Annotated in this window: 12 protein-coding genes; 8 read left to right on the top strand and 4 right to left on the bottom strand. The window is 70.5% G+C overall.

The annotated features are described in order from the left end of the window. Positions 1–934 (bottom strand): alpha-amylase family glycosyl hydrolase (locus CLV67_RS16270; protein WP_249037948.1); only part of this gene is annotated, 934 nt, incomplete at its 3' end. Between the two features lie 182 nt (positions 935–1,116). Here CLV67_RS16270 and CLV67_RS16265 point away from each other — a divergent pair. From CLV67_RS16265 to CLV67_RS16255, 3 genes are all read left to right on the top strand, one after another. Next, positions 1,117–2,250 carry a sigma-70 family RNA polymerase sigma factor gene (locus tag CLV67_RS16265; RefSeq protein WP_106319058.1) on the top strand — a complete coding sequence of 378 codons (1,134 nt, stop codon included), beginning with the start codon at positions 1,117–1,119 and terminating at the stop codon, positions 2,248–2,250. Positions 2,251–2,373: 123 nt separating this feature from the next. Continuing rightward, positions 2,374–2,742, top strand: a complete 369-nt coding sequence (locus CLV67_RS16260) for an STAS domain-containing protein (RefSeq protein WP_106319056.1) — start codon at positions 2,374–2,376, stop codon at positions 2,740–2,742. A 492-nt stretch (positions 2,743–3,234) separates the two neighbouring features. After that, positions 3,235–4,077: a DUF3626 domain-containing protein gene (locus CLV67_RS16255; RefSeq protein ID WP_203736972.1), complete on the top strand. Its 843-nt coding sequence runs from the start codon at positions 3,235–3,237 to the stop codon at positions 4,075–4,077. Positions 4,078–4,088: 11 nt separating this feature from the next. Here CLV67_RS16255 and CLV67_RS16250 read toward each other — a convergent pair whose 3' ends face one another. Both CLV67_RS16250 and CLV67_RS51945 read right to left on the bottom strand, forming a co-directional pair. Further along, on the bottom strand, positions 4,089–4,733 hold the full coding sequence (locus CLV67_RS16250; RefSeq protein ID WP_106319052.1) for a ThuA domain-containing protein: 645 nt from the start codon (positions 4,731–4,733) through the stop codon (positions 4,089–4,091). A 10-nt stretch (positions 4,734–4,743) separates the two neighbouring features. Continuing rightward, positions 4,744–5,274, bottom strand: a complete 531-nt coding sequence (locus tag CLV67_RS51945; protein ID WP_170153891.1) for a hypothetical protein — start codon at positions 5,272–5,274, stop codon at positions 4,744–4,746. A 60-nt stretch (positions 5,275–5,334) separates the two neighbouring features. Between CLV67_RS51945 and CLV67_RS51940 the strand changes: the two genes are divergently transcribed. Beyond that, positions 5,335–5,862, top strand: a complete 528-nt coding sequence (locus CLV67_RS51940) for a DUF4262 domain-containing protein (RefSeq protein WP_170153890.1) — start codon at positions 5,335–5,337, stop codon at positions 5,860–5,862. A gap of 6 nt (positions 5,863–5,868) precedes the next feature. On the opposite strand, the gene CLV67_RS16240 is transcribed toward CLV67_RS51940, so the two are convergent. Then, on the bottom strand, positions 5,869–6,348 hold the full coding sequence (locus CLV67_RS16240) for a GNAT family N-acetyltransferase (RefSeq protein ID WP_106319048.1): 480 nt from the start codon (positions 6,346–6,348) through the stop codon (positions 5,869–5,871). Positions 6,349–6,704: 356 nt separating this feature from the next. Here CLV67_RS16240 and CLV67_RS16235 point away from each other — a divergent pair, with 356 nt between their 5' ends. Genes CLV67_RS16235 through CLV67_RS16225 form a run of 4 tightly spaced genes read left to right on the top strand, consistent with a single transcriptional unit; the run spans position 6,705 to position 10,581 of the window. Beyond that, on the top strand, positions 6,705–7,589 hold the full coding sequence (locus CLV67_RS16235; protein ID WP_146169178.1) for a HEAT repeat domain-containing protein: 885 nt from the start codon (positions 6,705–6,707) through the stop codon (positions 7,587–7,589). A gap of 27 nt (positions 7,590–7,616) precedes the next feature. Then, complete coding sequence (locus tag CLV67_RS51935) at positions 7,617–7,772, top strand: hypothetical protein (protein WP_170153889.1); 156 nt, start codon at positions 7,617–7,619, stop codon at positions 7,770–7,772. A 1-nt stretch (position 7,773) separates the two neighbouring features. Further along, a complete protein-coding gene (locus CLV67_RS16230; RefSeq protein ID WP_106319044.1) occupies positions 7,774–8,319 on the top strand; it encodes an AAA family ATPase in 546 nt (181 codons plus the stop codon). Positions 8,320–8,349: 30 nt separating this feature from the next. Next, complete coding sequence (locus CLV67_RS16225) at positions 8,350–10,581, top strand: putative bifunctional diguanylate cyclase/phosphodiesterase (protein ID WP_106319163.1); 2,232 nt, start codon at positions 8,350–8,352, stop codon at positions 10,579–10,581. The last annotated feature ends 4 nt before the right edge of the window (positions 10,582–10,585 follow it).

Genomic DNA, 10,585 nt, shown 5'->3' with positions numbered 1-10,585 from the left:
GCCGCACATTCAAACTGTTCCCGGTACCGGTCGTGTCGTAGTAATACCGCTTGTCCTCGTCGACGAGGCGGTAGTACGCCGGATTGTCGATCCCCTTGAAGGACAGCGTCGGGCCCAGGTGATTGCCCTCCGCGGTGTGGTTGTAGACCACGTCGAGGATCACCTCGATGCCGGCCTGGTGCAGCGTTTTGACCATGGCCTTGAACTCCTGCACCTGACCGCCACGGCAGCCGAACGAGGAGTAGCCGTTGTGCGGGGCGAAGAACCCGATCGTGTTGTAACCCCAGTAGTTGGCTCCGCCGTTGTCGTGGACGAACTGGTGCACCGGCATCAGCTCGACCGCCGTCACCCCGACACGCTGCAAGTGCTTGATCATCACCGGGTGCGCGAGGCCCGAGTAGGTGCCGCGCACGTCCTCCGGGATGCCGGGGTGCTGGATCGTCATGCCCTTGACGTGCGCCTCGTAGATCACCGTCTGATGGAACGGCTTACGCAGCGGCCGGTCGTTGCCCCAGTCGAAATACGGGTTGATCACCACCGAGCGGGGTGTGAACGGCGCCGAGTCGTCGTCGTTGCGTGAATCCGGGTCGTCGAAGCCGTACGCGAACAGCGCCTGATCCCAGCGGTAGTCGCCGTCGATGGCCTTCGCGTACGGGTCGAGCAGCAGTTTCGACGGGTTGCACCGCAGACCGCGCGACGGGTCGTACGGACCGTGCACCCGGTAGCCGTACCGCTGGCCCGGCACCACCCGCGGCAGATAGCCGTGCCAGACCAGCGCCTCCCGCTCCGGCAGGTCGACCCGCGTCTCCCGGCCGTCGTCGTCGAACAGGCACAACTCCACCCGCTCGGCGATCTCCGAGAACACCGCGAAGTTCGTGCCACCACCGTCGAAAGTCGCACCCAGCGGGTACGGATTCCCAGGCCAGACCAGCATTTCCCACCTGCCCCCTCCAGTCGAGGGCCGATGACTACCCCCGTTGCGGGCGATCAAGCGTCGGCCCGGCGATCACCTGGAAGACCCCGGGGTGACAGATCGACGAGGCGCTGTCTGCGCCGTTCACGGCCGGAAAGTAGGAGCCCGGACGGGGCCGGGAACGACGCGAGGTGGCGGTTGGGATGTCTGTCGGACAATGGGAAGCCCCGCAGCGATTCGACGAGAGGGCCGATCTCGACGAGACGGCCGAGGACTACGCCCGCGAACACGCGGTGGCGGATGCCGCGCGCGCCCGGCGGCTGCGCGACGAGATGGTGGCCGTCGCGTTGCCGCTGGCCGATCGCCTCGCCAGGCGTTTCCGGCGGACCTCCGAACCCCTGGCCGACCTCGAACAGGTGGCCCGGATGGGCCTGGTCAAGGCCGTCGACCGGTACGACCCGGAGCGCGGCTCGTTCACGGCGTACGCGATCAACACCGTCGTCGGCGAGCTCAAGCGCTACCTGCGCGACCACACGTGGGGCGTGCACGTCCCACGCCGCCTGCAGGAGCTCGCGCTGGAGGTCAACCAGAACGAGGCCGTGCTGACCCGCGAGCTGGGACGACGGCCCGACGACCGTGAGGTGGCGCGGGCCTGCGGGATCGAACCGGCTGACGTCGCGAAGGCCCGGCTGTGCGCCGCCGGTTACCGGCCGTCCTCGCTCAACATGCCGGTCGGCGACGGCTCGGTCGAGTACGCCGAGCTGTTCGGTGATGTGGACGCCGCGCTGGAGAAGACCGCGGACCGGCTCACCGTCGCCGAGCTGATCGCCCGCCTGCCGGACCGGGAACGGCACGTCGTCGTCTCCGTCTTCTACGGTGGCCGGACCCAGTCCGCCATCGCCGACGACCTCGGCATCTCGCAGATGCAGGTGTCGCGCGTGCTGGCCCGGGTGCTGGCCTGGCTGCGCGCCGGCCTGCTCACCGACCAGGAGCCGCGCTGGCCCGGCGGCCCCGACACCGCCGACGGCCCGTTCGAGATGGCGCCACGCATGCTGCCGACCGGCGGGCTCGAGATCACCGTGTCCGGGGAGGTCGATCGCGACAACGCCGCGGAGCTACGCGACGCCCTGCTCGCCCTGATCCGCAGGCAGCCCGCCGGCCGCCACGTCACACTCGAGCTCAGCCGGGTGCCGCTGGTCGACGCCGCGGGGATCCGGGTGCTGCTCGGCGTCTACGAGGCGGCCCGGGCCCGTGACCTGACGGTGGTGGTGACCGGGCTGACCCCCGTCATGCGGCGGGTCGCCGCCGTCTCCGGGCTGTCACCGATGCTGGCCTGAGGCGACCCGCCGGCGGAGCATCGGATCAGCATGGCCGTCATGCGGCGCGATGAACGGGGACTATGGTTGCCGGGACACCTTCAACAGTGAGGGAAACTCGGCTGCGACCCTTGGGGCGTTTCGTTGATTCCCGACCACCTGTTCACCTCCGCCTCCCGCCTGCGGATCGACGTCGACGAGACGGGCGACGCGATCCGACTGACGCTCGTCGGCGAACTCGACTCCGACGAGGCGCCGAAACTCTCCGACGCGGTCACTCAGGCGGTCCGGAGCCATCCCGGCCGGCCGATCGGCCTCGACGCCGGGGATCTGGAATTTCTCGACTCCGGCGGCTTACGCGCTCTGATCGAGAGCCGCCAGGAGGCCGAGGCCGCGGGTTCGCGGCTCACCGTCGTAGCCGTGAGCACCGTCGTCTTCCAGGTCCTGGAGATCACCGGCCTGCTGTCGATCTTCGAAGTGCCCCGGCCGGGAGCCGGTCGTCAACCAGCCTAGGCCGGCCTCACACCGCGGCTGCGGTGAGGATGCGGACGGCCCGGCCGGCTGCTGCCCGGACTCGGTCCACCGGGCCGGCGCTGCCGCGCTGTCATCCCAAGCCACAGAAGGTCGTGTAGCTACGGCTGAGGGACGGTCTCGGCCGGGTGGGATGGCCGGGAGCCGGGAACGGTGTCGTCGGGCGAAGCCGTCGAACGCTCGTCAGGCGTACCGGAGAAGGGAAGTCGAACCACGACGGCGCGGGAGCCGCCGGAAGCCGGTAGCGGGAAATCGGTGAGGGGCTCGGTGAGCGGGACCACGGCCTGCCTTTCGGGGTCAGCGACGGGGGGAACAGGATGAGTTGCTCGGTGAGCGGAAGCGCGGCCAGCTCGTCGGCGAGGAGTTCCCCAGCTGACGATGTCACGCCGCCATCATGCCCCTCGGGTACGACAATTCCGCACACGCACGAAACTCGGTTTCGTCGCTGATCCGGGTTTCGGCAGGATGCTCCGCATGGATCTGCGGGACGAGCTGCACTCGTACGGCGCGCGGGCACTGCGGCATGTCGCCGACCTGTCGGACGGGCCGCCGGTGCACCCCTCACTGCGGGTGACGCTCAACTTCCACCCCGACCGGATCAACGCGGGACGGCACCTGCTGCGTGAACTGGGCGACGGCGGGATCTATCTGTCCCAGTTCGTGACCGGCACCGGCAACGGCGGGCTGACCGCCTTCCCCGGCGGCGATCGCTGGGTGTGGGAACAGCGCATCTTCGGTGGCTGCTACGACGAGGCACCACCCCACCTGCGACCCGTCTACGGTGCCCTGAACTTCCGGCTCCGGCCGGTCGGCGGCGCTCCCCGGTTCGGGTCGGCCCACCTGCGACTGACCGCCGGCGCCGTCGCCCGGTCCACGTTCTGCTACCCGGACAGCTACCTGCAGCCGTCGGCGTTCGCCGTGGCCGGGCGGATGTCGCTGATCGGCCTGGCCCTCGCCGACGAGCAGGACATGCTGGACGACTACGTCGAGGCGCACGTGCATGGTCCGGTACGTCTGGACCGTGACGTCGAGGCGCTGGTGCTCGACCCCAGCTACCGGGGTACCGAGGTGGAGACGCTGGCCCACCGCCTGCCGTGCCCGGTCGAGTGGCATCCGGGTCTCCGCCTACCGGTGGCCGAGCTGCGCCGCCATCCCGAGTATCGAGGGCCGGAGTTCGTCGAGCTCGGTGCCGCGATCGCGGTCGGTGGCGAGCTCACCCCGCGGATCATCGGTGAGGCGGTCCGCACCGGCCGATACGAACCGCAGGACCTCAAGCGGGTCTGGCACTACGTCGCGAGGTTCGGTGGACCGGCCTGACGGACGGCCTGTCAGTGACCGGCCGCCCAGAGCAGGCCGCGGCCGGTGAGCGTGCGGGTCTGCGGGACGAGCAGGTCGGCGGGGGAGTGACCGAGCGTGGACACGAACACCCGCCCGGCACCGAACCGCCGCACCCACACCACCGGCATGACCACACCGGCTGTCCCCGGCTCGTCCGGATGTCCGGCGAACGTCGTGGTGGCCAGCACGTCGAGCGACGGATCGACATGGCAGTAGTACTGCTCGGTGTGCACCGCGAAACTGTCCAGCCCGGCGACGATCGGGTGATCCCCGGTGATGTCGACGGTGTGGTCGACGAACCCGCCCGGATGGCACAGGAACCGGCCGCCGATCATGAACTGGTAGCTCGAGGCGTCGTACCCGGTAGCCAGAATCCCGCCGTGCCACCCGGCGAACCCGGCGCCGTCCCGCACCCGCGCGACCAGGCCTTTCTCCTGCTCGGCGGTGAACCGCCCACCGGTCCAGCACTGGATGATCAGATCCGTCGCGGCGAGGAGTTCCCGGTCGGTGTAGACGTCGAGCGTCTCCGACGTGGTCACCTCGAAGCCGTTGTCCGTCAGCAGATCGCGGAACAGTTCGGTACAGGCCACCGGCTCGTGACCCTCCCAGCCGCCGCGCACCATGAGCGCTCTCATCGCCGCAACCTTACGCATCCCGTTGCACGGTTCCCGGTGACGCCCGGAGGAAGAAGCCGCGAGCGGATCCCGTCAGCAGGAGGGCGACGGCCGCCGGCATCAGGGCCAGGATCGCCACGCCTCCCAGCCCGGTCACCGCTGAGGTCACGGTCGACCAGGTATTCGCCAGCACCACCAGGTCTTCGTCGCCGACCGGTCCGATGTAGACGGCGAAATGGTGGGTCGACGTGCCGAAGGCGAATTCGGACGCCAAGGCCGCCAACGGCAACAGCAGACCGGAAAGACTCAGCCAGTACGCCGGGCGGCGGCCCCGGCGCAGGCCGGGCGCCGCGAACCCGAGCCAGGCGGCGAGGACCAGGTACAGGACGACATCGTCGAACGAGCCGGCCAGCGGATCCCCGTGGACCCGCCTCGTCAGGACCGTGTCGACCGCGTTCACCACGGCCACGACGACCAGCAGCAACGCGATTGCGACCTGGCACCGGAAGGCGGCCGTCACCGATGCGGGGCGCCGGGCGCGGGCGGGCTCGTCGGCGGGCACCGAAGCACCCTAACCTCCTGCCTGCCGGCGTGGACCCCATGGTGCGTCTACGATCTGCCGGTGCGTGACCTCTCTCAGCGTGAATGCCACTGCCTGATCTGTGACGGGGACGGCGGGCCCCGGCGGTGGTGGCGGTCGCCTGAGCGGTCCTGGCCGGCGCGGGAACGCCGTAACGCGCAGCTGGTCCGTGAGTACGGCTGGGGCGTCACCGGCGTCGCCGGGCTCACGATGCCCGATTGGGCGTACAGCATAGGTCTTTGGCACAGTTTCGGCAGTGTCGAGGTCTGTCTGCTCGGGGTGCCGCAGCAGCAGGCCATGGAGATCGTCAACACGGTGGGCGCGATGGTTCGGGATGGGCTGGAACTGACGCCTGACCTGCGGCTCTCCGGCATCGTCGAGGGGCGGGAGCTCGTCCTCGCGCCGGTGCACAGCAGCTGGTACGAGCGCCTGTTCGGGGCGGCGATCGACTACTACCAGCAGCCGCCGTTCCCCGTGGTGCAGCTGCGCTGGCCTGACGACTCGGACTCGCAGCCGTCGCTCTGGTTGCCGTTCGACGAGCATCCGCCCAGCGCGTGGACCACCGCCTGAGCGGTGTCAGAGGCGCTTGCCGTACCAGATCTCCATGTATGGCCCGGTGCAGTAGGCGGGGATCTCGGCGTAGCCGTGCCGGCGGTACAACGCTCGCGCCTCCACCAGGTCGAGTCGTGTGTTGAGCACGATCTCCCTGAGTCCCTGTTCGCGTGCGTGCGCCTCCAGCATCGTCAGCAGCAGGTCGGCGCCGCCGTGGCCGCGCGCGGCCGGCCGCACATAGACGCGGGTGAGTTCGGCGCGTTCGTCGTCCAGGACGAGGTAACCGGCGCAGGCGGCCGGTTCGCCCGCGTACCGCCCGACGACGAACCGGCCCGACGGTGCGACGAGCAGTTCGGCACCGTCCCCGGCCAGCCCCTGATCGATCTCCCCGGCCGTGAGAGGCCGGTGCAGGTAGCGGCTCGCGACCTCGGCGTAGTAGTCGCGGCGGAGCAGGCGGGCGTCGGGCGAGTCGACGGCCTCAACCGCCACGATCCAGGAGTTCACCGCTGCTTCCTATTCGGTGGTATCCCTCCGGGGCCATCGATTTTCGGTTGAGGCCGTCGTCGATCGCCCATTTCAGGAAGTCGTACGTCTCCCGGCCGCGCTCGGACGTGTCGTCATAGGCGGTCGGCTCCTCCGGGCGCTCGCGGATCCGCAGAGGGTCGAGCGCCAGTACGTGTCGAGGTTGTTCCGGCTGAACGCGTGGTAGAAAGCCGGCCGACGGTCAGCGACGAGACGGCCAGGAAGAGGCCGGTCAGCGCGCCGGGCTGCCGGGCGTCGACCTCGGTCAGGAAGGTGCGGGCCACATCCACCGGGGGCACGCTAGCCGCCGTCGTCAAGGCGCCACGATAATCCGTACCGTGGATCCGCTCTCCGATCTTGATGGGGTGGCCTGGGGCTCGTTGCACGGGACATATCGCTCGGCCGAGGACGTTCCCCGGCAGATCATGGCATTGATTTCAAAAGATGCTGCGGTACGGGGTGACGCGCTCACGAAATTGTCGGACGCCGTCGTCCACCAGGGCACCCGCTGGCAGGTCAGCGCCCACGTGGTGCCCTTCCTCGCGCGGCTGGCCGACGACCCCGCCACACCGGACCGGGCCGCGCTCGTGACCCTGTTGCGGCATGTCGGACTGGGCGCCCGCGGTGACCGCGACCTGCCGTTCGACCCGGTGGCGGCCTTCGACCGGACGGTGACCGCGGAGCAGGAGGCCATGGTCGTCGAGCGGGTGTACCACCTCGAGGAGGAGTTCGACGAGGACTGGATCGACGTCGCCGACGCCTGCGCCGTGAAGTGGGACGCCGACGCCTACCGGGCGACCGGGCAGCACCTCGACGCCTACCGGCGCTGGCTCGGCGACCCTGACCCGGAGGTGGCGTCACCGGCGACCGAGCTGCTGGCCTGGTTCCCCCTCGACGAGCCGACGCTCGGCGCGCTGCTGGCGGCGGATCGCGACGACGCGGTCCGGGCCGGGGCCAACCTCGCGCTGGCACATCTCGGTGTCGCGCCGGAGGCCATCGTGGGGCGCATGACGGCGCTGCTGGATCACCCCGATTTCGCGGTACGGGTGACGGCCGCGATCGCGCTGGCGTACCGGCTCGGCCCGGACCTGCCGGATCGGGCGCTGGACCTGCTCGTCGACGCCGAGGAGCGTGACGTCCTGCCCGGCTTCCCGCCCGGCTGGCGTGACCGGGCGCCACGCGGCTACGTCGCCCTGGCGCTGCGGCGGCTCGGCTTGAGCTGACGCCGTGCGATGGCGCATGGTGTTGGCGTGACCGACGACGTGCTGGCCGAGCGGCTCGACTACTACAACCGTGGAAGGTCTCCTCGCCCCGGGCGGACGGGTGCCCTCATCGAGGACCAGCGGGGTGAGGGCCGGCCGGAGACCCGCGTCGAGGCCCGTCGTATCCACCCGGCCGCGGCCTGAGATGCGGCGATACATCCTCACCGGCACACCGGGATCGGGCAAGACGGCGCTGCTGCGGCACCTGGAGACGACCGGGGCCGGCGTGGTCGAGGAGGCCGCCACGGATGTCATCGCCCTCCACCAGGCCCTCGGTGAGCCGGAGCCGTGGCGGTCGCCGGAGTTCGTCGACCGGGTACTGCGACTCCAGCGGGGACGGCAGCGGGACACCGCGGCCTGGCAGCACGACACGGTGTTCTTCGACCGTTCGCCGATCTGCACCCTGGCGCTGAGCCGTTACGCCGCGGTGCCGCCCTCGGCCGCGTTGCTCGCCGAGGTCGAGCGCGTCCGGGCCGGGCACTTCTACGAACGGGACGTGTTCTTCGTACGCCATCAGGGTTTCGTGCAGCCGACGGCCGCCCGCCGGATCACTCTGGCCGAGTCGCTGGTCTTCGAGCGGATCCACGAGGACGTCTACCGTGAGCTGGGTTACACGCTCGTCGACGTGCCCGCGGGGCCGCTCGCGACCCGTGCGGGCCTGATCGAGGAGACCGTCCGCCGGACGCGTTGATCCCTCAAGTGCCGCACAGCGATGCCGATCATGCGGCACGTGAGAGCGGCTCATCAATGGCTCTGGTGGACGGCGGGCGGCGCGTTGGCGACCGGCTGCTACTACCTGCTGCCCGCCGACACCGTGGTGTCGCTGGCCGCCTACAACACGATCGGCCTGCTCTCGGCGCTCGCGGTGCTGGCCGGGGTGCGGTGGCATCGGCCCGGGCGGGCCGTCGCCTGGGTGCTGTTCTCCACCGGGCTGATCCTGTCGGTGTGCGGTGACGTCGCCTGGTGGTACCTGAAGAACATCCTGCACGTCGAGCCGTACCCGTCGGTCGCCGACGTGTTCTATCTGGTCTCCTACCTGCCGCTGATCGGCGGGCTGCTGCTGTTGCTGCGCTGGTGGCGCGGCGGCGAGTCCGGCGGGCTCATCGACGCGTCGATGGCGGCCGTCGGACTGAGCCTGGTGCTGTGGGTGTTCGTCCTGCATCCGGTCGCCTCCGACGACTCCGTGTCGATGCTCGAGCGGATCGTCAGCACCGCCTACCCGGCGCTGGACCTGCTGCTGCTGGTCATGGTGGCGCGACTGCTGACCGGCGGCGGAGCCCGTACGCGCAGCGCCGACCTGCTCGGTGTGTCGATGGGGCTGCTGCTGGTGGCCGACGTCGGGTTCTCGGTGGCGAGCCTGCACTTCGACTACGAGGGACGCGCCCTGGACTGGGGCTGGCTGCTGTCGTACGTGCTGACGGCCTCCGCCGCGCTGCACCCGTCGATGGCCGCGCCGGCCGGCCGCGAGTCCTTCGAGGTGCCGCGATCGAACCGGGTCCGGACGGTGATGCTGGGCGGCTGCGCGGTGCTGGCGCCGACGCTGCTGTTCATCCCGTCGATCGGCGCGGACACGGTCAACCGGACCGTCATCGGGGCCGGTGCCGTGGTGCTGTTCGTACTCGGTATGGTCCGGATCGTCGAGATCAACGGCCGGGTGAGCCGACAGGCCGTCGAACTGCAGCGGCTCGCGATGCAGGACGATCTGACCGGACTCGGCAACCGGCGCTACTTCTACCGTGCGCTCGGCGAGGCGCTGCCCACAGACCGGGCCCACGTGATCCTGGTCGGGCTGAGCCGGTTGCGTGACATCAACGACGAGCTCGGCCACGCGGTCGGCGACCAGGTCATCACCGAGATCGGCGGCCGGGTCCGGGTGCTGGCCGGCCCGGAGGCCACCGTGGCGCGGCTCAGCGGGGACGAGTTCGCCGTGCTGCTGACCGCCGCGACCGCGGCGCAGGCCGACGCGGTCGCGGCCCGGCTCATCCGCGCCGTTCACGATCCGGTCCGCGCCGACGGCAACGAGGTGCTGGTCGGCGCCGGCATCGGGGTGGCCGACGGCGACAGCGGCGCGGACGCGGCCGAGGTGCTGCGGCGGGCGGGCGTGGCGATGTGCATCGCCAAACAGACCGGCGAGGCGTTCCGGCGCTGGTCCCCGGCGTTCGACGAGCGGTCCAACGAGCAGGTACGGCTGGGCGCGCAGATGCGGCACGCGCTCGACGCCGGGCAGTTCCACGTCGTCTACCAGCCGATCGTGGCGCTGCCGTCGCAGCGGACCGTGGCCGTGGAGGCCCTGGTCCGTTGGCAGCACCCGCAGCGCGGCCCGATCAGCCCGGGCGTGTTCATCCCGGTCGCCGAGCGCAACGGCCTCATCGTCGAACTGGGCGCCTGGATCCTGCGGACCGCCTGCGAGCAGCTCGTCCGGTGGACCGCGAGGCTCGGCCCGCTGGCACCGGACCGGGTCAGCGTCAACGTGTCGGCCCGCCAGCTGGCACGCCCCGGTTTCGCCGCGTGGGTCGCCGCCGTGTTGGTCGACACCGGACTGCCCGCGTACCGCCTGACGGTCGAGGTGACCGAGACGGCGGTCTTCGAGGGCGGCCCGGCGGTGACCGCGCTGCACGAGCTGCGGACGCTGGGCGTGCGGATCGCGCTCGACGACTTCGGCACCGGGCACTCGTCGCTGGGGCTGCTGCAGACCGTCCCCGTCGACATCCTCAAGATCGACAAGTCGTTCGTGGACCGGATCACCGAGGCGGGCCGGCACGCCGTCATCGCCGAGGCGATGATCCAGGTCAGCCACGGTCTCGGCCTGGACGCCGTGGCCGAGGGCGTGGAGACCGCCGAGCAGGCGCAGGCGCTGAGCCGGCTCGGCTACCGCCTGTTGCAGGGCTACTACTTCGGCAAGCCGGTCCCCGAACCGGATTTCACCGCGACCGGAGAACTGCTGACCACGTAGGGTT

It is taken from the genome of Actinoplanes italicus, from assembly GCF_003001815.1.
Classification (GTDB): Bacteria; Actinomycetota; Actinomycetes; order Mycobacteriales; family Micromonosporaceae; genus Actinoplanes; species Actinoplanes italicus.
The sequence above is the reverse complement of the archived record's forward strand: the minus strand, read 5'-3'. Positions and strand labels throughout refer to the sequence as shown.